This is a genomic window from Mesorhizobium sp. M0408 (genome assembly GCF_040321495.1).
In the GTDB taxonomy this organism is placed as follows: domain Bacteria; phylum Pseudomonadota; class Alphaproteobacteria; order Rhizobiales; family Rhizobiaceae; genus Mesorhizobium.
In genome coordinates this window covers 97,823-118,680 of sequence record NZ_JAMYRO010000010.1, presented here as the reverse complement: position 1 = coordinate 118,680, position 20,858 = coordinate 97,823, and the positions used below count along the sequence as shown (strand labels likewise).

Here is a 20,858-nt window from a genome sequence, read left to right as displayed (position 1 = left end):
GAATAGGTGGCCTCAGATCGTCGCCGACACGTGCCGCTCGCGACCGTAGAGCGAAACCAGGAGCACGATGACCAGGCCAAGTGCCGCCTGCACGGTCGAGGGCCGGAAGCCGAGCCCGATCAGCAGCGTGTTGATTTCCGTCAGCACCAGGACGCCGGCAATGGTGCCGAAATAGCTGCCGCGGCCGCCGACAAGGGCGGCGCCGCCGACCACCACGGCTGCGATCGTCTGGAACAGATAGGGCTGGCCGACATCGCCATAGGCCGAACCGGTGAAGCCGAGCAGCAGCACGCCGGCCGCGGCGGCGAAGAAGGCGCTCGCGGCATAGGTCACGGTCCACATGCGGACCGGATCGATCAGCGCCAGCGGCGCAGCACCTGGATTGCTGCCGAGGGCATAGAGGCGGCGGCCGTAGGGCGTGCGCGCCAGCACCAGCGCCACCAGCAAGGTCAGCACCGCGACGCATGGCACCAGCCCCGGCACCGGCAGCGGTCCGACCGAACCGCCGATCGAAACGAAGGCGGAAACCGCTGCAGGCGCCGATCCGGACGGAAAGCCACCGGTCCACAACAGGACGGCACCTTGCACGATCATGCCGGTGCCGAGCGTGACGATCAGCGGGTGGATGTCGAGCCCGCGCGAGATCAGGCCGTTCAGCGCCCCGATCAGTATGGCGAGCGCGACGACGGCCGCGCAGACAAAAACAAAATTCCAGCCGTCGCCGTAGAGCTGTGCGGCAACGACATTGGCAAAGCCGATGATGAAGGGGATCGACAGATCGATACCGCCGAGAATGACGACGAGGGTCTGGCCGATCGATGCCACCGCCAGCAGCGAGGCGATCACCAGCAGCGCCCGGATGGCGAAGGGCTGGGAGTAGCCCGGGATGAGCAAGGTGCCAAGGACATGCAAGGCGACAGCGACGGCAAAGGCACCGGCGACGCGGGCATTGGTGGATTGGAACCAGTTCCGGCTCATGCTTCTCAGCCTTTCCGCCCTGATAGCCGCTCCTGCAGCGCCGTCATGATCACGGCCACAACCAGGATCGCGCCATAGGCGATCTGCAGCACATAGGTGGAGACGTTGAAGGCGGTCAGCACGCTCTGCAGCAGGAAGATGTCGACAGCGCCGATCGCGGCCCCGGCGAGCCCGCCGCGCCCGCCGGCAAGGCTGACGCCGCCGAGCGCCACCGCGGCAATCGCGATCAGCGTGTAGCTTGGCCCGATATTAGGGTCGGCCGAACCGATCAGCGCGGTCAGCATCAGGCCGGCACAGGCGGCAAGTATGCCGGTCATGACATAGGCGATGAAACGGACTTTGGTGACTGGAACGCCGGCCGTGTAGGCGGCGCGATCGTCGCTGCCCACCGCCATCAGCTGGTCGTAATAAGGCGTCTGCCGCACCAGCCACCAGAACAGGAAGATCAGCGCCAGCGGCAGCGCCGACCAGGGTCCGGCCATTGCCTTCAGCCAGCCCGGCGCCGGCCCGATCGGCGCCGGCAGGATGGTCAGCGTCATGCCGGTGAGGATCAGATAGGTGCCGAGCGTTGCGACGATCGGCTGGATGCGGACGATGGTCGCCAGAAAGCCGTTGGCGGCGCCGACGATCGCGCCGATCAGAAGCGCCGCCGGCACGATGAACAGCGGCGAAGACATGCCAAGCCTGAGAAACAGCACCTGGATCACCATCGCATTGACGAAGCCCATCAGCGGCCCGACGGAAATGTCGATGCCGCCGCGCCCGGCGAGGATCACCGGAGCCGAGGCGACCGCTGCGCCGATCAGCGGCGCGGCGAGCCCGATCAGCGCGCCCCAGGCGGCAGGATGGAAGCGCGCCGGATTGAGCAGCAGATTGACCGCGATCAGGATGGCCAGCAGCACTGCCGCAAAGCCAGCGCCGCGCCATCGCGCCGCCATGCGCCGCAACCCGCTCATGCGGCGCGTCCGAACATGGCGGCGATCACCGTATCGCTTTTCATCGCGTCTCCGGTGATTTCGGCCGCGACCTGCTGTTCGCGAAATACCAGCACGCGATGGCAAAGCAGCAGGATCTCCTCGATCTCGCTCGACAGGATGACCAGAGCCATGCCGTCCGCCGCCAGTCCACGAAACACATCGTAGAGGACATGGCGCGTCGCCACGTCGACACCGCGCGTCGGATCATTGAGGAGCAGGATCGCCGGTTCCAGCGCCAATGCGCGGGCCAGCAGCACCTTCTGCTGGTTGCCGCCGGAAAGCGTGGTGATCGGGGCGTCCGGCCGTGGCGCGATGATCGACAGTCTGTCCCGGTAGCTCTCATAGCGCTGCCGCCGCGCGGCGAAGCTGAGCAGGCCGAAACGCATATCGCGCGACAGCGTCGAGACGGCAAAATTGTCGAGCACCGATTGGGTCGGAAAAATGCCGGTGGTGCGCCGGTCGCGCGGCAAATAGGCGATGCCGCCGGCGACCGCCTTGCGGAAATTGGTGATCGCGCGCGCTCCGGTTGGCGCCTCGACGGTCACCTCGCCGCCGGCCGGGCGTTCCAGGCCGGCCAGCACTTTCAGGAACCGCTCCTGTCCGTGGCCGTCGAGGCCGGCAAGGCCGACGATCTCGCCCGGCGCAATGGTTTGCGTCATGGGGCTTGCGCCCGGCGCGATCACCAGGCCACGCACCGAAAGGCTGGCGCGATCAGCCATGCGCCAGCTCCGCCGCCGTGCGTGGCGCCATCGCTCTGAGAAGTTCGGATGCGGTGGACGTGCCGCGTTCCTCAGTCGTCACCACGCTGCCGCCGCGCAGCACGGAAATCCGGTCCGAAAGCGACATCACCTCGTCCATGCGATGGGTGATGAACAGGATCAGGCAGCCTTCGGAGGCAAGCTTGCGCATCATGGCAAAGACCGCCTCGCGATCGGCAAAGTCGAGCGCCGCTGTAACCTCGTCAAGGATGAGAATGCGCGGGCTGCGCACCACGGCGCGGGCGAGCACTACCAATTGCTGAACCGCAAGCGGCACTTGCCCGGCCAACTGGTCGAGCGGGATCTCGGTCACCGCGAAGCGCTTCAGCACCGCTTGCGCGCGTTGCCGCCGCTCGGCGCGCGGCACGGTGCGCGTCAGCAGGCCGTCGAGGCCGAGCAGGATGTTGTCCGTCACCGAACGGTCAGGCGCGATCAGCACTTCCTGGAACACGGTGGCCAACCCGGCGGTCTGGAACGCCGCCGGCGAGAGGCCGGTAAAGGGCGCTCCGTCGAGCAGGATCGCGCCGCTGTCCTGCTGCACGATCCCCGACAGCAGCTTGACCAGGGTGCTCTTGCCCGAACCGTTCTCGCCCAGGATGGTGTGGATCGTGCCGGCGCGGAATGCGATGGAGGCATTGGCCAGCGCAATCGTTTCGCCGTAGCGTTTCGAGATGGCCTGGACTTCCAGCATGAGCAATCCTGATGTAGAAAGCCGGCACCGCTGGTGCGGAGCCGGCCCTCATAAATGCTACTTGGCGCAGGCGTCCGGCACCTTCGAATAGTCCCAGCCCTTGGTCGGTGCCGGATTGGCGAAATAGGCATCGAGCCATTCCTCCGGCATCGGATCCTTCGGCGGGACCGGGAAGATCGAGACGGCGTCCGGCGTTATGCAGTCCTTGTACCAGGCGCCGAGGTCGGCATTGTGCACCGGCGGAATCGGGATCAGCAGCGTGTTGAGCTTGGGCTTCTGCCCATCCAGCATGCGCGCCCCGACACGAAACAGCGTCTCGGCCGTCCAGTGCGGCAGAACCGCATGGCCTTCGAAGCGGTATTTGTCGGGATTGGCCTTCCAGTAGCCGAGCGCATCGCCGGTGATCGAGCCGGTGATCAGCGGGGCAGGGCGGCCGGCCTCGGCAAAGGCCTCGGCGACGACGCGGCTTTCGCTGCCCGTCGTCCACACTGCATCGATCGGCGCCGGATTGGTGGCGATTGCCTGCAGCACCGCCGTCTTGGTAACGTTGGCCGTCCAATTGCCGTTGACGCTGCGCGAGACCTTGAGCTTTGAATTTTCGGCCAGCGCCTTGTCGGCACCCTGGCGCTCCTGCACGACGATCGGGTGACCGGCAATGCCTTCGACCAGAAGCACGCTGCCGCCGTCCGGCATTGCTTTGCCGATCGCCGTCATCATGTCATAGCCCCAGCGCGCATAGTTGGAATCGACATTGATCGCATTCGGGCTGGTCACCGACCCAGCTGCCGTGATGAAGGGGATGCCGGCTTTGGCTGCGGCATCGATGGCATCGTCCAGCGCCGTCGCCGAGCCGGGGATCGAGGTGATGATCGAGCATTTCTTGTCGATGAAGGCGCGGATCTGGTTGATCTGCTGACTGGCGTCGTTGTTGGAATCCGACACCTCGAAGCTCGCCACGGTGCCGTCGGCGATCAGGCCGTCGACCAGCCGCTTCAACTCCTTGGTGACGGTGACGCGCCACGGATTGCCCTGGTAGGACTCGGAGTGGCACCATTTCCATGGCTTTGGCGGCGGCGTGAAATTATCCCAGGCCGACGGCAGCACCTTTTGCGGCGCGCCGTCATATTGCGCCTTCAGTTCGGTCGGCAATCCAGCAATCACGCCCGAAACGTCTTGAGCGCAGGCTATGGTCGTGACCGATGCAAGTGCGGTTGCGGCCATAAGGCCGCGGATCAGGCTGTTCATGTTCTCCTCCGTTCGGTTGTTCAGGCTCCTCCGCCGGCAACGCCGGACACCTGCGTCGAAAGGCTCTCCCGAAACAGGCGATTGAGATCGGCAACGACGCGAGCGGCATTGTGCCTTTCGCTCAGGCCGAGATTGATGCGATCGGACGCCGCCTGCTGGAACGCCATGTAGCCGTCGTGCCGCGGCCTGACCCAGGCACCTTCGAGCGTGGCCCGCGTGTCCTTGTAGAAATTGCCGGCGGCGGCGTTGACGGCGGCATCCGCCCAGGCTGCCGCATGGCCGGGCTGGCCGCCGGCCGAGGCGTAAGGGCCGCGCTGCACGTCACCGCTGGCGATCCAGTAGGCGAAGTCGATTGCTTCCTGTCCGGCCTTCGAGAAGGCCGACACGGCGATGCCGGTGCCGCCGAGCGCCGAGCCTTTGGGGCCGGCATTGCCAGCGGCCGGAATATCCGCGAAAGCCAGGCGGTTGGGTCGAAACCCGGCGATGGCATAGGAGACATAGCCATAGATCAGCGGCGCGCAGGCGATCCGCGAGCCGGATCCGGCCATTTGCTCCAGAACCGCGATCGGATCCATGCCAAGACAGGCCGGGTCGACGAGGGCTGCGATCTCGCGCATCATCTCGAAGACCTGCTTGCCCGCTGCCGGATCCACATGGTCGCCAGGGCCTTCACCGGCGGGTCGGCCGAGATTGCCGGCAAGCGTGTAGAACACCATCAGCGAATGCGGCGGCCTGAGCGGCAACAGCACGTGGCCTTGCCGGGCCAGATCGAGGGCATCGGCCCAGCTCGCCGGCGCAGCCGAAAGCATGTCGGGCCGCCATGCCTGCACCTGGCTGGCCGCGTCGATCGGAAACGCCCACTGCCGGCCTTGCCAGTTGTAGCTCGGAAAGGACCGGCCGACGCTGCCCGCCGCAAGTGCTGCACGCTCGCCTTCCCGGCCGGCGACATCGAGCGGCGTCAGGCAGTTCTCGGCGGTGATCTGGCCGACATGCGGATGGTCGACGACGATCAGGTCGTAGGCACGGGCCAGTTCCTCGACCGGGAAGGATTCGAAATCCTGCAGCGAGCGCTTGTCCCATTCAACGGCGATGCCAGTTTGTTGCTTCCACAGTCTCGAACAGGCGACCATCGGGTCATAGCCGCGCGGATGGCTCCAGGTCATGCCTTTGAGCGTGACGTCGCTCACAGCCCGAACTCCGCGCGGATTTTTGCGCTGTGCTCGCCGATGCGTGGCGCGGCCCGCTCGACCTTCGCGCGGATGCCGTCTACCCTGAGCGGCGAGCGCGTGGTGAGGATCGAAACGTCATCCTCGCGCGTCACCGTCTGCAGCATGTCGAGGACCTGGAAGCCTTCGCTGGCCATCATCTCCGGCCAGGTCAAAACCTTGGCGCACCAGATGTCGGCAGGCTCGAGAATGGCAAGCCATTCGTCGACCGTCTTCGTTGCGATCTTTTGCGCGATGATCGCCTTGATCTCGTCGCGGGCGGTGAACCAGGTCGACGGCTGGTCGCGATAGGGCGCAAGCTCCTCGAGCCCGAGGAGATCGGCGAGTTTCGAGATCGGCGTCATGGCGATCGCCAGATAGCCGTCCTTGGCCGGATAGACGCCGTAGGGCGCCGAGAGATAGGCGTGCGCGCTGCGGAAGCTCGACCGCCGCGGCAGCCGGCGCCCGTCATTGAGGTGCGTGGTCAGCACCTCGAACTGGAAGTCGACCAGCGCTTCGAGCAGGCTGGTCTCGACATGGCTGCCCTTGCCGGTCACGCCGCGCCGCACCAGTGCGGCGAGGATGCCTTGCGCGGCGGCGGAACCCGCCAGCATGTCGGCGATCGCCAGGCCGAAGGGCACCGGCCCTTGGTCCTCGTCGCCGTTCAGCCACATCACGCCGGAGCGGGCCTGCGCCAGCAGATCCTGCCCGGGCCGCTTGACCCACGGGCCTTCGTCGCCATAGCCGCTGATCGAGGCATAGACCAGGTGCGGATTGATCTTGCGCACCGCCTCGTAATCGAAGCCCAGGCGTTCGATGACGCCGGGCCTGAAATTCTGGATCAGCACGTCGGCCTTGGCCAGCAGGCCGCGCAGCGCCGCAAGGTCGGCCTCGTCCTTCAAGTCGATGGAAAGGCTTTCCTTGGCGCGGTTGATCGCATGGAAAATGGTGGAATCGCCGCCGATCTCGGTGTCGCTGAGATAAAGCCGGCGCGACAGGTCGCCGCCATCCGGCCGTTCGATCTTGATGACGCGAGCGCCGAGGTCGAGCAGTCTGAGCGAGCAGTAGGGCCCGGACAAGAACTGGCTCATATCGACAACGATGAGCCCGGTCAGCGGCAGTTCGGCAATGGCAGCCATTGCCTATTTCTCCGTCTTGCCGGCGAAATCGGCCGGATTGCGGTACTTCACCGTCTGCAGGTGCTCGCAATAAAGCACGAGCTCGCCTTCACCCTTGAAGACTTCATAGCTGGCGCGGATCAGCCCCATTTCCTTGTATTTTGGCTTCTTGTCGAGGTTGGAGCGGATCGAATAGATCGTGTCGCCTATGAACACCGGCTTGATGAAGCGCAATTTGTCGTAGCCATACGAAAAGGCGTTGATGCAATTGGTGGCGACGAGACCGAGCCCGGCTGAGAACACGAAGGCCCCTGCCACCAGCCGCTTGCCGAAAATGCCTTGCGTCTCGGCGAACATCTGGTCCTGCACGTATGGATGGATGTCGAGCACCAGCGTGTTGAAGAGATGGCTGTCGCCCTCGGCAATGGTCCGGCGCAGCGAGCGGATCTTCTGGCCGACCGGCCAGTCTTCGTAGAACCAGTTCTCCGCGTTCCAGACGGGAAGGTCGGCGTGATTCCTAGGCATGTTGGCGGGGTGTGTCGATGCCACGCCCACGGTTGGCGCGAAACCGCTCATGACGACTTCCTCTGGGAGCGGGAATCGTCCATCAGGGCGCGCCGCAGACCAGCGAAATGCATGATCGATCCTCCCGTCAATCTTCTTTTGTGAATAGTATTTTCACATATGGGGTTGTGTTGCAAGCGTGAACAGGCGAAATTTTGCCTGCTCCGTCGGGGCCAATGCCGGCGGACAAGGGAGGAAGTGATGCAGAATGCCTGTCTGGTTTTCGTCGGCAGCCTCAATCGCGACGCCCCGTATTTTCAGGGCGCGCGCGGCATCGGGCTGGGTGTCTACAGTTTCGACGAAGGGACGCTGCGGACGAAGAAACTGGCCGAGACGGGAGACATCGACAATCCCACCTTCCTGTCGGTGACGCCGGACGGCTCCCACATCTATGCCAACTCAGAAGTGTTCACCTGGCGCGAAGGGGTGGTCTCGGCCTACCGTTTCGACAGGCAGACCGCCACGCTGTCCTACATCAACAAGCAGCCGACGCTGGGCAGCATCACGGCGCACAACGCCATCACGCGCGACCGGACGAAGCTGCTGGTCGCCAATTACGGCATGGGCGAGGGCGGCCCCGATCGCTCGGTCGTGGTCTATGGGTTGGGTGAGAATGGCGGCCTGACAGCGCCGTTGTCGAGCGTTGCCCATAGCGGGACCGGACCAGATCCTGCCCGCCAGGAGCGGCCGCATGCCCATAGCGTAACCGAGACGGTTGCCGGCGGCATGGCGATCGTCGCTGACCTCGGCATCGACCGGCTGGTGTCCTATCGCATCGGCTCAGACGGCAGCCTGACGAAGCTCGCCGAGTCGGCGCTTGCGCCAGGCGCGGGTCCGCGCCATCTCGCACTGCATCCGGGCGGTCGCTTCGTGTTCGTCATGAACGAGCTGGATTCGACGGTTGTCTCGCTGGCGCTGGACGAAGCATCAGGCAAGCTTCCGGTGATCGACAGCAAGCCGGCCGTGCCGCCCGAGGCGCGCGACGGCAATCACTGCGCCGACATCCAGATCTCGCCTGACGGCCGCTTTCTCTACGGCTCCAACCGCGGCCATGACAGCATCGTGGTGTTTTCGATCGACCAGCAAACCGGCAGGCTTGCCCTTGTCGGCTATACGCCTTGCGGCGGCGCCACGCCGCGCAATCTGGCACTGACGCCCTCGGGCGGCCATCTGTTCTCGGCCAACCAGAATGCCGACCGCATCTCGATTTTCGCCCGTGATGTCGCAACCGGCCGGCTGACCGACGCCGGCCGATCCATCGATATTGGCACGCCGATGTGTGTGAGGATCGTGCGTTGACGCGATCTCAGAACTCGAGCGCCTGCCTGAGTGCCGGGCCGCTCCTGACGCGCAGATCGAGGTCGGCCTCGATATGGTCGATGTGGTGCAGCATCAGCGCGCTGGCGCGTTCGGCATTGCCATTTTCCAGCGCCTCGAGGATCTGCGTGTGTTCGTTGTGGCCGCAGCTCGAGATGCCCGAGCGGCCATAGAGTGCGATCACCAGCGATGAACGAGCGACCAATTCCTCCATGAAGCGCTGCAGGATGACGTTTCCCGCGACCGACGCCAGAAGCAGGTGAAAATCCCCCGACGCCTTGATCTCCGATCGCCTTGCGTTCGGTCCGCGTTCGGCGATGAAACGGCCTTCTTCGTCGAGCTGGGCCTTGAACGCGGCGACATGCGCCGGCGTCATCCGTCCGGCGGCGGCAATCGCGATGCCTGGTTCGATGAGCCGGCGCGAAGCAAAAACCTGCCGCGCTTCCTCCGGCGACGGATTGGCGACGAAGGCGCCGCGATTGCGCTCGGTGCGCACCAATCCCTCGAAGGAAAGCATCTGCAGTGCCGCACGCGCCACGGTGCGGCTGACATCGAACAGCGTGCCGACTTCGCCTTCGGAAAGCTTTGTTCCCGGCGCCAGCCGGCGATCGACGATCGCGTCGCGCAACTGGTCGCGGATCGCCTGCGCGCGATCCTCGTTGGCGGCCTCGATAGCAGGGAAGGTCTGGTCGGCAATGTTCATGGCAGTGGTCCTGCGTTCTTCTACCCTGAATCGCATCGCTTGGACGAGAGACAAAGTGAATACAGAGATGAAAAAGATTGCATACGATCTTTGCGAAGATCGGCGGCAATCGCCTATAATTTGTGCATTGCACAAGGGCGACGTATCGGCAGCTAAATAGAGGCGGCCCTGATTTCTTCGAGGATTCAGTCGGTTGGTGCGGCGGCGCGCAACTGGCACGCATGATGCTTTGGCTAATCCGACCAAAGGGGAAGCTGGATGTCCAAAGCCGCCGAAATCGACATTGTGTCCGTTTCGAAAGTCTATGGCGCGACGACTGCCGTCGAAGGCATCAGCCTGAAAATCCCTGCGGGAACCTATTGCTGCCTGCTCGGTCCGTCCGGCTGTGGCAAGACCTCGACGCTGCGCATGATCGCCGGGCACGAGAGCATATCGAGTGGCGACGTGCGTCTCGGCAACACAGTGGTCACCGACCTGCCGCCGGCCAGGCGCGGCACTGCCATGATGTTCCAGTCCTACGCACTGTTTCCGCATCTCGACCTGATCGACAATGTCGCCTTCAGCCTGAAGATGAAAGGCGTCGGCAAGGAGGAACGCCGCGTCAAGGCACTCGACATGCTGAAGCTGATGCAGATGGAGGCCTATGCCAGCCGCCGCCCGGCGCAGCTTTCCGGCGGGCAGCAGCAGCGCGTTGCTCTTGCGCGCGCATTGATCACCGATCCCGAGGCGCTGTTGCTCGACGAACCGCTTTCGGCGCTCGATCCTTTCCTGAAGATCCGCATGCGAGCCGAACTGAAGAAGCTGCAGACGTCGCTCGGCATCACTTTCGTCCACGTCACCCACAGCCAGGAAGAGGCGATGGCGCTGGCCGACCTGATCGTGGTGATGAACGACGGCCGTATCGAGCAGGCGGCGCACCCTCGCACGGTGTTCGAGCGGCCGGCCACGGCCTTCGTCGCTCGTTTCATGGGCGACCACAATGTCATCTCCGGGCGCGTCGCCGGCAGTCGCGACGGCATGGTCGTTTTCGATGTGCCCGGCGGCGTCACGCTCGCGGCCAGCGGGCAGGGCAGGGAGACCGGGGAACCCATCGACATCGCCATTCGCACCGACCACGTGCGCATCGGCGAGCCGCCGGCAGCCGGGCTCGGCTTCACCGGCATTATTGCAAACGTCGAGTACCGCGGTTCGACCGTGAAGCTCTCGGTCAATGGCGCCGGCATCGAGGAGTTCACGGTGATCGTCGACGACACCAGCTTCTTCGCCAGCCCGGTTGCCGTCGGCGACGCAGTGCCGATCGCCTGGGACGCCGAGGACGCGATCGTCCTTGGTCGTCTCGATTCCTGAAATCCAGCATAACCAATCGAAACAGGGGAACTGAACATGACCAACACCACCGACAAGAAGACTGGAATATCGCGACGTTCGCTGCTCAAGACAGGTGCCGCCGCCGTCGGTTTCGCCGCCGGTTCCGGCGCCATATCTGGCTTTCCGACCATCTGGGCGCAATCGAACATCACGCTGCGCCAGTTCGGCACCGGCGTATCCAACCTCAATGCCATCGCCGACAAGTGCAAGGCCGATCTCGGCATCACGCTGGAGATGACAGCAACCGATTCCGACGCCGCCGCACAGCGCGCCGTGACGCAGCCCGACAGCTACGACATCGCCGACATCGAATACTGGATCTGCAAGAAGGTGTTCCCGACAGGCGTCCTGCAGCCGATGGATGTCACCAAGCTGAAATATTACGACGAGCTGGTGCCGCTGTTCAAAACCGGCAAGCTGGCGCCGGACAGCGTTATCGCCCAGGGCACCGCGCCGCACACGGTCGGTTACGTCGAGGCGCAGGACAGCAAGGTCTTCGCCAAGGCGCCGACCAACTGGTTCACCATGGTGCCGACGATCTACAATGCCGATACGCTCGGCATCCGCCCCGACCTCGTCGGCCGCGATATCACCACCTGGGCCGACATCATGGATCCGGCCTTCAAGGGCAAGACCGCCATCCTCAACATCCCGTCGATCGGCATCATGGATGCGGCGATGATCATGGAAGCCACCGGCAACATCAAATACGCCGACAAGGGCAACATGACCAAGGAGGAGATCGACAAGACGATCGACTTCCTGATCAAGGCCAAGCAAGCCGGCCAGTTCCGCGCCTTCTGGAAATCCTTCGACGAGAGCGTCAACCTGATGGCTTCAGGCGAAGTGGTGATCCAGTCAATGTGGTCGCCGGCCGTGGCCGCAGTCCGCTCCAAGGGCATCGCGTGCCGGTTCCAGCCGCTCAAGGAAGGCTACCGGTCCTGGGGTGGCGGGCTTGGCCTGGCAGCCCATCTCTCCGGCGCCGAACTCGATGCCGCCTATGAATACATCAACTGGTACACGTCCGGCTGGGTTGGCGGCTATCTCAACCGCCAGGGCTATTACTCGGCCAACATGGTGTCGGCCAAGAAGTTCATGTCCGAGGACGAGTGGGGCTACTGGATCGAAGGCAAGCCGGCAAAGGGCGATATCCTGTCGCCGGACGGCAAGGTCATGGAAAAGGCTGGCGCCGTGCGTGACGGCGGCTCTTTCGAAGAGCGCATGGGCAAGGTCGCCTGCTGGAACTCGGTCATGGACGAAGACCGCTACATGGTGAAGCGCTGGAACGAGTTCATCGCTGCGTAGGTACAACGTCTTCCCCTTCTCCCCTTGTGGGAGAAGGTGGATTGGCGCGCAGCGCCAAGACGGTTGAGGGGTGCCGGCCGGAGCGCTGTTGGTGCCAAGCTGGAACACCCCTCATCCGACCGAGCTTCGCTCGGCCACCTTCTCCCACAAGGGGGAGAAGGAAAGGCGGCTTCGCCGCATCGCTGACTTATACCGAGATGTTCATGACAGCCGCGCTCGAACGCCCCGCCACCGCCGCCGCCAAACCCGCCAGACGCCGCCGGCTCTCGATCGGCGCCCTCGTCCCCTATCTCCAGGCAACACCACTTGCCCTGATCCTCGGCGCGTTCCTCCTGCTGCCAATTCTGATGATCGCCGTGGTCTCATTCTGGGATTACGATTTCGCAGCGATGTATCCGGATTTCCTGACCACCAATTATTCCGACACGCTCGGCTCCTGGGTCACCTGGAAAACCTACCTGAATACGCTGAAATACGCCGCCATCGTCTGGGCGCTGACGCTGTTCATCGGTTTCTGGGTCGCCTATTTCCTTGCCTTCCATATCAGGACCACGGCCATGCAGATGGTGCTGTTCCTTGTCTGCACGGTGCCGTTCCTGACCTCCAACATCATCCGCATGATCTCGTGGATTCCGGTGCTTGGCCGCAATGGCCTGGTCAACTCGACGCTGGTGCAAATGGGGCTGATCCCGAAGCCGATCGAATGGCTGCTCTATTCCGAATTCGCCGTGGTGCTGGCCATGGTGCATCTCTATACGCTGTTCATGGTGACGCCGATCTTCAATACGCTGATGCGCATCGACAAGTCGTTGATAGAAGCCGCGCGCGACGCCGGCGCTTCCGGCTGGCAGGTTCTGTGGAACGTCGTCATTCCGCTCGCCAAGCCCGGCATGGCGATCGGCACCATTTTCGTCGTCACCCTGGTGATGGCCGACTTCTCGACGGTGCAGGTGATGTCCGGCGGGCAGAGCGCCTCCGTCGCGCTGATGATGAAGAACCAGATGTCGCTGCTGCAATATCCGGCAGCCGCCGCCAACGCCGTCGTGCTCTTGGTGCTGGTGCTGCTGATGGTCGCGGGCATCCTGCGCATCGTCGACATCCGCAAGGAGCTGTGAGGCGATGAGCCAGGACAAGCGCACCCTCGAATTCTATGTGTTGGCGGCGTTCTTCGGTCTTTTCGTGTTGTTCCTCTACGGCCCGCTTTCGGCGATCCTGATCCTCTCTTTCCAGGGCGAGAACGGCGGTCTGACATTTCCGCTGAACGGCGTGTCGCTGCACTGGTTCGCCAATTTGTTCGAGCGCCAGGCGGTCGGCGACTTCGGCGGCAGCTTCAAACGCTCGCTCGTCCTTGGCCTGATGGTGATGGTCGTCACTGTCGCCGTGTCGCTGCTCGCCGGCCTGGCCTTCCGGCAGAAATTTCGCTGCGCAACCGCACTGTTCTATCTGGCCGTCGCCAGCCTGGTCGTGCCGTCGATCATCATCAGTCTCGGCATCGGCGTCGTCTTCCAGCAGATCGGCTTCCGCCCCGCCTGGTACACCTCCGCTTTCGGCGCCCATCTGACCTGGACCTTGCCTTTCGGCGTGCTGATTATGTTTGCTGTCTTCAACCGGTTCTCGCCAGCCTATGAGGAAGCCGCGCGCGATCTCGGAGCGTCGTCGTGGCAGACCTTTGCCCATGTCGTGCTGCCGATGATCGCGCCCAGCCTGATCGGCGTCGGCCTGTTCGGTTTTACTCTGTCATATGACGAGTTCGCCCGCACGCTGATGACCTCGGGCACGTTCAACACGTTGCCGCTCGAAATATACGGCATGACGACGAATGTCACGACGCCGGTGCTCTATGCGCTGGGCACCGTGACGACCGTGTTTTCCTTCCTGGTGATCCTGCTGACGCTCGGCGCAATCGTCTATGTCGGCCGCCGCCGCGAGCGTGCCTGACAGTGCAGATCCTCGTCGTCAATCCAAACACCACCGCCAGCATGACCGATACTATCGCGGTCGCCGCCCGATCGGTCGCTGCTCAATCGACGAAGATCGTTGCCGTCACCTCGTCGATGGGACCTGTATCGATCGAAGGCTATTACGATGAAGCACTTGCCGTGCCCGGCCTGCTGGTCGAGATCGCCGCCGGCGAACGCTCGGGCGCGCAAGCCGCGATCATTGCCTGTTTCGACGACACCGGCCTCGATGCCGCGCGCGCCATGGCCAACATTCCGGTCATCGGCATTTGCGAGGCATCGCTCAGCACGGCCTCGTTCATCGCCCAGCGCTTCACCGTCGTCACCACCACCGGACGTTCGCGCGTGCCGGTCGAAGGGTTGGTGCAGCGCTATGGCATGGCAGGGCGCGCGCGTGTGCGCGCCGCCGACATCCCGGTTCTTGCCCTCGAAGATCCGGCGTCCGACGCACTGCTCAGGCTGCGCAACGAGATTGCGCGCGCCATCGACGAGGATCGCGCCGAGGCGATCGTGCTCGGCTGTGCCGGCATGGCCGATCTGGCGGCGGCGCTGCAGCGGGAATTCGGGCTTCCGGTCATCGACGGCGTGGGCGCTGCCGTGAAACAGGCCGAGGCATTGATCGCCCTTGGCCTGACGACATCCAAGCGCGGCGCCTATGCAAGCCCGTTGGCAAAGTCCTATCATGGCGCGTTGAAATCCTTCGCGCCTGGCGCCGCCGAGTGATCGCAATGCCCCGAACGATCCGAACGCTCGCACGTGAAGAAGTGCAAACCTTTGTCGATTGGGCGGCGGCGGAAGGCTGGAATCCCGGCCTTAACGATGCCGCGCTGTTTCAGGCAGCCGACCCGCAGGGCTTCATCGGCGCCTTTATCGATGGCGAGATGGCGGCCGGCATTTCGGCCGTCGCCTATGGCGACGGTTTCGGCTTCATCGGCCTCTACATCTGCCGGCCGGACAGGCGTGGCCAAGGCCATGGCAAGGTCGTTTGGGATGCCGGCACGGCGCGGCTCGGCAAGCGCACGATCGGCCTCGACGGTGTCGTCGAACAGCAGGCCAACTACCGCAGCATGGGTTTTGCACCGGCCTACCGGACGATCCGGTTCATGGGGTCACCGAATGTCCCGGCAGCCGTCGGCAACGACATTCGCGCCATAGGGCCGGAACTCGTGCCGGACATACTGGACTATGACCGCTGCTTCTTTCCCGGCCCGAGGCGATCCTTCCTGGAACACTGGCTGCGCCCGCCGCATATGGCGCTTGCCATCCTCAAGCACGGCGCCATTGCGGGATACGGCGTCGCGCGCCAATGCCGGGACGGCTGCAAGATCGGCCCGCTCTTTGCCGACAGCCTGGACGCGGCAAGCCATCTCTTCGCCGCGCTCGCGCACATGTCCGGTCCCGGAAACGTCCATCTCGACGTTCCCGAAACCAGCCGGCAATTTGCAGACTTGCTGTCGTCCGCAGGCCTTCAACCGGGCTTCGAGACGGCTCGGATGTACAAGGGAAAGGCGCCGCAGCTCAAGCAGTCCGGAGTTTTTGCGATAACGACGTTGGAGTTGGGGTGAGGCGGTACAAGCCGACTTCCAGTGCAAAGCCGGGCAACAGGACTACGCGGTCTATTTTTCCTGAACTGAAATGCCGGAATCGTCGATGCGAAGTTCCACGCCTTTCGGCCTAGTCTCCTCGCGATAAACGTAAATCCCCAACGCAATAACGGCGACGGCCAAAGCGCCGATGATGAGATAAAGATAGTTCTGCTTCATCCGCTGTCGTTAACAACATGATTTGAGCGAGTCTAGCGGTTCGGTATCAGGACGGCGGACGGACACGCGCCGTCGATCAGCCTTGGTATCCTACGCGCGCAGCGAGGGCGAGCTAGCCTACCCCATCCAGCCGGTCGCGCAGCATGCTCCAGGGGAGCAGCATGTTTGGCGCATGCCGCATCAGACTGTGGAGCGGGATCGGCGACGGCGGTCCAAACGGCAGCGGCAAATCCTGAGGCTTTGTTCCGCTCGCCCAGTCGGCAAGCACCTTGCCCATGGCAGTCGTCATGGCGATGCCGCGCCCATTGCAGGCAAAGCCCGCAATCAGGCCGGGGCCGAGATCGACGAGGTGCGGCAGGAAGTCGGGCTCGACGGCAGCCATCCCCGACCAGCTGTATTCAAGCGGCGGGATGTCCGGGAGATCGAGATGCTTCGCCAGCCGCCGCCAGATCGCCCGCGGCACCCGCGTGTCGGCACCGGGGCCAAAAACATGCATGCCGCCGGTGATCAGCCTGTTTTCGCCGTCGAAGCGGAAGGTGAAGAGATTGCGTCTTGTGTCGCCGACGCCTTGCCCGCCAGGAAGCAGGCGAGTGCGTATTTCGCGCGGCAGCGGCGCTGTCGCGATCTGGAAGATTTTCAGCGGGAAATAGGTTCGCTGCAACGTGCGATCCAGCGCTCCGCCATAGGCGTTGGTGGCGACCAGCACCTTTCCTGCGCGTACCGAACCGGAGGCCGTCTTCAAAGCCCAACCATCGCCTATGTGATCGATCGACGCGACACGCGTATGCTCGAAGATGCGCGCTCCGGCCTTTTCCGCCGCGTCGGCCAATCCGCGCGCATATTCGACCGGATTGAGGACGCCACCCGATCTGTCGATCCAGCCGCCGAGATAACCGCGAACGCCGGTCAGCTCTTCGACCGCCTGTCTATCCAGCGCAACGGCCGGCCTTCCGCGTGGTGCCCATTGTTCGGCGCGCGATCTGGTCTTTTGCAAAGCGGCCGGTGAATGGGCTGGTTGTATCCAGCCGCTCTGGACGGCATCGCATTCGATGGCATGCCGCCTGATCAGGTCGAAGACGAGGTCGGCGCTGCCGGCGGCGAAATCGACAAGGCGTTCGCCGCGTTCGGGCCCGAGCTGGGCAATGATATCGTCGGGGTCTCTTTTCGCGAAATTCGGCACGACGAAGCCGGCATTCCTGCCGGTTGCCCCCCAGGCGATGATTTCCGCCTCGAGGACGGCAACCGAGATGCCTTTCTCGGCACTGTGCAGCGCGGTGGAAAGGCCTGAAAACCCGCCGCCGACAATTGCCAGATCGACATCGAGTGCGCCTTCGAGGGCGGGCCGGTGGCGGCGACTGCGGCTGACGGCATGCCAAAGGGAAACGCCGTGCGGCCGGGTCACAGCGTTCATGAGCCGCTCTCGCTCGGGGCCACGCGTGCACGCTTGCCGAACCTTGGGCGCCGCGGCCTGTCGCCAAACAGGCCGTTCGGCCTGACCAGAAGGATGACGCACAGCATCACGCCGATGGCGACGATCTGCAGCGAAGCGGCGCGGGCCTGTTGTTCGGGCGAGAACAACATACTGGTCAAGGCTCCCGATCCGGCCCATATCGCCCAGACCAGGATGCTGCCGATGACGGCGCCGATGTTGCTGCCCGAGCCACCGACGATCAGCATCACCCAGACCTGGAAAGTCAGCGCCGGCAAATAATTGTCCGGGGCGATGAAGCCGGTGAAATGCGCCTGCAGCGCACCGGCAAGCGCCATGATGGCGCCACCGACGGCAAAGGCCTGAACGCGGTAGAACCGTGCGCTTTTGCCTAGGGATATGGCGGCCCGCTCATCCTCGCGAAGCGCCTTCAACACGCGCCCCCACGGGCTGCGCGACAGATGCTCCAGCGCGAGATAGACGATCAGCGTCACCACCGAGACGATCGCAAGGTTCGAAAGGTTGAACAGCAAAGGCGTTTCGGCAAGACCGCCGAACGGACGCGGAATGAAGCCGATGCCGAACGGCCCGCCGGTCAGCTTCTGGGCGTTGAGCGCTACCAGTTGCACGACGACGGCGACGCCGAAAGTAGTGATCGCCAGATAGTCCGATCTCAGACGTAGCGTGGCAATGCCGGTGATGGCGGCGGCGACGCCGCCCAACAGCATGGCGCCAAGCCAGCCGATAAGGATCGGCAGGTCGAAGCCGCCCAGGCGCGCGGCATCGTCGGGCGTGGTCAGCAGCGCCGAGGTGTAGGCGCCGATGGCAACGAAGCCGGCGACCCCGACATTGAAAAGCCCGGTCAGCCCCCATTGCAGATTGAGCCCGAGCGTGATGAGCGAAAAGATCAGCGCGGTGGTCAGGAAGAAGGCGCCGTAGCCGAGCAGATCCATCAGCGTTCCCTCACTCCGAAAAGGCCGATGGGCCGCACGAACAGCACCGCCATCAGGATGATGAACGAGACGGCTGCCCGCCATTCGGCGCCGATCAATTGCACGGCAGCCGCTTCGGCCATGCCGATGATCAGGCCGCCGAGAACGGCGCCGGGCACGCTGCCGATGCCGCCGAGGATGGCGGCCGCGAACATCGGCAGCAGCATCTCGAAACCCATGAACGGGCGGATCTGGATGAGAATGCCGATCATGACGCCGGCGACGCAGGCCAGCGCGCCGCCGATGATCCAGGTGACGCGCACCACCCTGGCGACGTCGATGCCGACGATGCGGGCAAGTGCCGCGTTCTGGCTCAATGCCTGCATCGAGCGGCCGGTCTGGGTCCGCGTCATCAGGAGATGCACGCCGAGCACCAGCACGGCGGTCAGCAGCAGCAGCGCGATCTGGTCCGGGGTGATGCGGATGCCGAAACCTATCGGCATGGCGATCTGGATCGCCCGGCTGAAATAGGTCGGACGCGAGGTGAAGATGAATTCGAGCAGGCTTCTCAGCGCCATCGAGGCGCCGAAGCTCGCCATCACCACGATGATCGCCTGGCCCTTGGCCCGCAGCCGCGCGAACAGCACCATGTCGAGCGCCAGCGCCAGCAGGCCGGTGGCCGCCATGCCGATGATGAGCGCGACGATCAGCGGCCAACCGAAGGAGAGGGGCGCGATCGGCGCGATCTTGCCGAAAATCGCGCCAATGGCGCCAACCACGGCGAGCGTCGCATAGGCGCCCCAGGCCATGAAGTCGCCATGGGCGAAGTTCGAGAAGCGCAGGATCGAATAGGTGAGTGTCACGCCGATGGCGCCGAGGCCGATCATCGACCCTGCCAGCAGTCCGTCGACGACGAATTGCAGGTTCATGCCGCGCTTCCTTGTCCAAGGTCGAGGCGGCGCTGGCCAAGATAGAGTTCAGCGACGACCGGGTCGTTCCAGAGCTCGGAGGCGACGCCCTGGTGCCGCTCCTTGCCCTCGACCAGCACATAGGCGCGGTCTCCAATGGCAAGCGCTGCCTTGGCGTTCTGTTCGACCAGCAGAATGGTGACGCCGGACTTTCGGATGCCGGCCAGCATCTCGAGCACCATCGCCACGAATTTCGGCGACAGGCCGGCCGACGGCTCGTCGAGCACCAGCACCTTGGGATGGACGATCAACGCCCGGGCGACGGCCAGCATCTGCCGCTGTCCACCCGACAGATTGCCCGCGGCCGTTCTGCGCTGACGGGCAAGATCGGGAAAGGCCGCATACATTTCCTCGATGCGGGCTGGGACCTCGCGCGGCCTCAGGATGCCGCAGGCGACCCTGAGATTGTCCTCGACCGACATCAGCGGGAAGATGTTCTCTGTCTGTGGCACGAAGGCAAGGCCAAGGCGGACCATGATGTGAGCGGGCGACGCCGTGATATTCTTGCCGTCCAGCAGCACCGTGCCGCCGGTGATCGGGACAAGGCCGGCGATGGCCTTGATAAGGCTCGACTTGCCGGCGCCGTTGGGACCGAGAACGACGACGATCTCGCCCTGGTCGACGGTGATCGAAGCGCCGCGCACGATCGGAACGCCAGGCTCGTAGCCGGCTTCGAGATCGCGGACATCGAGTACCTTTTGGCTCATGCCGTGCCTCCGAGGTAGGCCTCGATGACGCGCGGGTCGCGCGCCACCTCCTCCGGGGTGCCTTCGCACAGAAGCTGCCCGCTCGCCATGACCAGCACGCGGTGGCAAAGCCGCGTCACCATGTCGATATTGTGCTCGATCAGCAGGAAGGTGATGCCGCGCGCATTGATGTCGCGGATGCGGTCGATAATGATCTCGAGCAGGGTTGCGTTGACCCCGGCCGCCGGCTCGTCGAGCAGGATGATCGCCGGGTCGGCCATCATCACGCGGGCCAGTTCGAGCAGCTTGCGCTGGCCGCCTGAAAGCACGCGCGCAGGTTCGCGCGCGAGGTGAGCGATCGTGACGAGCTCGAGCAGTTCGACGGCTCTTGTCTCGGCAGCCCTTTCTTCGGCAGCGACCCGCCGGGGCGTCAGGAAATTGGCGAGCAGTTTTTCTCCGGCCTGCCCTTGCGCGGCCAGCATAACGTTTTCGATCAGCGTCAGGTTAGGCAAGGGCCGGGGGATCTGGAACGTGCGGCCAAGGCCGCGGCCAATGCGGCGATGGGCAGCTTCCCCCGACACCGATACGCCGTTGAGGAGGATTTCGCCGCTGGTCGGCAGAATGCTGCCGGCGAGCAGGTCGAACATCGTGGTCTTGCCGGCGCCGTTCGGGCCGATAAGGCCAAGTATTTCGCCCGGCCGGACGTCGAACGAGACATTGTTGACCGCGACCAGGCCGCCGAAGCGTCTGAGGACGTTCCTGGCCGTGAGGACCGGCGTACGGATCTCCTCCTGCCGTTCCGTCGTGTCGCTCATCAATTCCTCTGGCCGAAAAGCGATCTTCGTCGCCTATGATTTGATTTGTGATCACGCTTGCTTTGATCACGCTATTCG

22 protein-coding genes are annotated in these 20,858 nt (G+C 64.1%); 7 read left to right on the top strand and 15 right to left on the bottom strand.

What is annotated here, in order from left to right; genetic code table 11:
• Positions 1-12: 12 nt before the first annotated feature.
• From NKI67_RS14165 to NKI67_RS14130, 8 genes are read right to left on the bottom strand one after another with little or no spacing between them, the layout of a single operon-like run.
• Positions 13-978 carry an ABC transporter permease gene (locus NKI67_RS14165; RefSeq protein WP_023676085.1) on the bottom strand — a complete coding sequence of 322 codons (966 nt, stop codon included), beginning with the start codon at positions 976-978 and terminating at the stop codon, positions 13-15.
• 5 nt (positions 979-983) lie between these two features.
• Entirely contained in the window at positions 984-1,934 is a 951-nt protein-coding gene (locus NKI67_RS14160) for an ABC transporter permease (RefSeq protein WP_023676084.1), read from the bottom strand.
• A complete protein-coding gene (locus NKI67_RS14155; RefSeq protein WP_023676083.1) occupies positions 1,931-2,674 on the bottom strand; it encodes an ATP-binding cassette domain-containing protein in 744 nt (247 codons plus the stop codon). The genes NKI67_RS14160 and NKI67_RS14155 overlap by 4 nt, the downstream gene beginning before the upstream one ends.
• Complete coding sequence (locus NKI67_RS14150; protein WP_023676082.1) at positions 2,667-3,404, bottom strand: ATP-binding cassette domain-containing protein; 738 nt, start codon at positions 3,402-3,404, stop codon at positions 2,667-2,669. Before NKI67_RS14150 ends, NKI67_RS14155 begins: the two co-directional genes overlap by 8 nt.
• A 57-nt stretch (positions 3,405-3,461) precedes the next feature.
• Positions 3,462-4,649, bottom strand: a complete 1,188-nt coding sequence (locus tag NKI67_RS14145; RefSeq protein ID WP_352645651.1) for an ABC transporter substrate-binding protein — start codon at positions 4,647-4,649, stop codon at positions 3,462-3,464.
• Positions 4,650-4,669: 20 nt separating this feature from the next.
• A complete protein-coding gene (locus NKI67_RS14140; protein ID WP_198023551.1) occupies positions 4,670-5,812 on the bottom strand; it encodes an ABC transporter substrate-binding protein in 1,143 nt (380 codons plus the stop codon).
• A gap of 20 nt (positions 5,813-5,832) precedes the next feature.
• Positions 5,833-6,993: a CaiB/BaiF CoA transferase family protein gene (locus NKI67_RS14135; RefSeq protein ID WP_023676079.1), complete on the bottom strand. Its 1,161-nt coding sequence runs from the start codon at positions 6,991-6,993 to the stop codon at positions 5,833-5,835.
• 3 nt (positions 6,994-6,996) lie between these two features.
• Positions 6,997-7,548, bottom strand: coding sequence for a MaoC family dehydratase (locus tag NKI67_RS14130; protein ID WP_023676078.1), 552 nt, complete (start codon positions 7,546-7,548; stop codon positions 6,997-6,999).
• Between the two features lie 189 nt (positions 7,549-7,737).
• Here NKI67_RS14130 and NKI67_RS14125 point away from each other — a divergent pair, with 189 nt between their 5' ends.
• Entirely contained in the window at positions 7,738-8,835 is a 1,098-nt protein-coding gene (locus NKI67_RS14125; protein WP_352645649.1) for a lactonase family protein, read from the top strand.
• A 7-nt stretch (positions 8,836-8,842) separates the two neighbouring features.
• Here NKI67_RS14125 and NKI67_RS14120 read toward each other — a convergent pair whose 3' ends face one another.
• A complete protein-coding gene (locus NKI67_RS14120) occupies positions 8,843-9,556 on the bottom strand; it encodes a GntR family transcriptional regulator (RefSeq protein WP_023676076.1) in 714 nt (237 codons plus the stop codon).
• 258 nt (positions 9,557-9,814) lie between these two features.
• On the opposite strand from NKI67_RS14120, the gene NKI67_RS14115 reads away from it, so the two are divergent.
• From NKI67_RS14115 to NKI67_RS14090, 6 genes are all read left to right on the top strand, one after another.
• Positions 9,815-10,903: an ABC transporter ATP-binding protein gene (locus tag NKI67_RS14115; RefSeq protein WP_023676075.1), complete on the top strand. Its 1,089-nt coding sequence runs from the start codon at positions 9,815-9,817 to the stop codon at positions 10,901-10,903.
• Positions 10,904-10,939: 36 nt separating this feature from the next.
• Positions 10,940-12,229 carry an ABC transporter substrate-binding protein gene (locus NKI67_RS14110; protein ID WP_023676074.1) on the top strand — a complete coding sequence of 430 codons (1,290 nt, stop codon included), beginning with the start codon at positions 10,940-10,942 and terminating at the stop codon, positions 12,227-12,229.
• Positions 12,230-12,432: 203 nt separating this feature from the next.
• Positions 12,433-13,344, top strand: coding sequence for an ABC transporter permease (locus tag NKI67_RS14105; RefSeq protein ID WP_023676073.1), 912 nt, complete (start codon positions 12,433-12,435; stop codon positions 13,342-13,344).
• Positions 13,345-13,348: 4 nt separating this feature from the next.
• On the top strand, positions 13,349-14,167 hold the full coding sequence (locus tag NKI67_RS14100) for an ABC transporter permease (protein ID WP_023676072.1): 819 nt from the start codon (positions 13,349-13,351) through the stop codon (positions 14,165-14,167).
• A 2-nt stretch (positions 14,168-14,169) separates the two neighbouring features.
• The gene (locus tag NKI67_RS14095) at positions 14,170-14,910 is read left to right on the top strand and encodes an aspartate/glutamate racemase family protein (RefSeq protein ID WP_023676071.1); all 741 of its coding nucleotides are present in this window, start codon (positions 14,170-14,172) and stop codon (positions 14,908-14,910) included.
• 5 nt (positions 14,911-14,915) lie between these two features.
• Positions 14,916-15,752, top strand: a complete 837-nt coding sequence (locus NKI67_RS14090) for a GNAT family N-acetyltransferase (RefSeq protein ID WP_023676070.1) — start codon at positions 14,916-14,918, stop codon at positions 15,750-15,752.
• Between the two features lie 51 nt (positions 15,753-15,803).
• Here NKI67_RS14090 and NKI67_RS14085 read toward each other — a convergent pair whose 3' ends face one another.
• The 6 genes from NKI67_RS14085 to NKI67_RS14060 form a co-directional block, all read right to left on the bottom strand.
• Positions 15,804-15,950, bottom strand: coding sequence for a hypothetical protein (locus tag NKI67_RS14085; RefSeq protein ID WP_352452379.1), 147 nt, complete (start codon positions 15,948-15,950; stop codon positions 15,804-15,806).
• A gap of 112 nt (positions 15,951-16,062) precedes the next feature.
• Positions 16,063-17,361, bottom strand: a complete 1,299-nt coding sequence (locus NKI67_RS14080; RefSeq protein ID WP_023676068.1) for an NAD(P)/FAD-dependent oxidoreductase — start codon at positions 17,359-17,361, stop codon at positions 16,063-16,065.
• Positions 17,358-18,335: a branched-chain amino acid ABC transporter permease gene (locus tag NKI67_RS14075; protein ID WP_023676067.1), complete on the bottom strand. Its 978-nt coding sequence runs from the start codon at positions 18,333-18,335 to the stop codon at positions 17,358-17,360. The genes NKI67_RS14080 and NKI67_RS14075 overlap by 4 nt, the downstream gene beginning before the upstream one ends.
• A complete protein-coding gene (locus NKI67_RS14070; protein ID WP_023676066.1) occupies positions 18,332-19,240 on the bottom strand; it encodes a branched-chain amino acid ABC transporter permease in 909 nt (302 codons plus the stop codon). The genes NKI67_RS14075 and NKI67_RS14070 overlap by 4 nt, the downstream gene beginning before the upstream one ends.
• Complete coding sequence (locus NKI67_RS14065) at positions 19,237-19,986, bottom strand: ABC transporter ATP-binding protein (protein ID WP_023676065.1); 750 nt, start codon at positions 19,984-19,986, stop codon at positions 19,237-19,239. Before NKI67_RS14065 ends, NKI67_RS14070 begins: the two co-directional genes overlap by 4 nt.
• Entirely contained in the window at positions 19,983-20,780 is a 798-nt protein-coding gene (locus NKI67_RS14060) for an ABC transporter ATP-binding protein (RefSeq protein WP_023676064.1), read from the bottom strand. Before NKI67_RS14060 ends, NKI67_RS14065 begins: the two co-directional genes overlap by 4 nt.
• Positions 20,781-20,858: the final 78 nt, after the last annotated feature.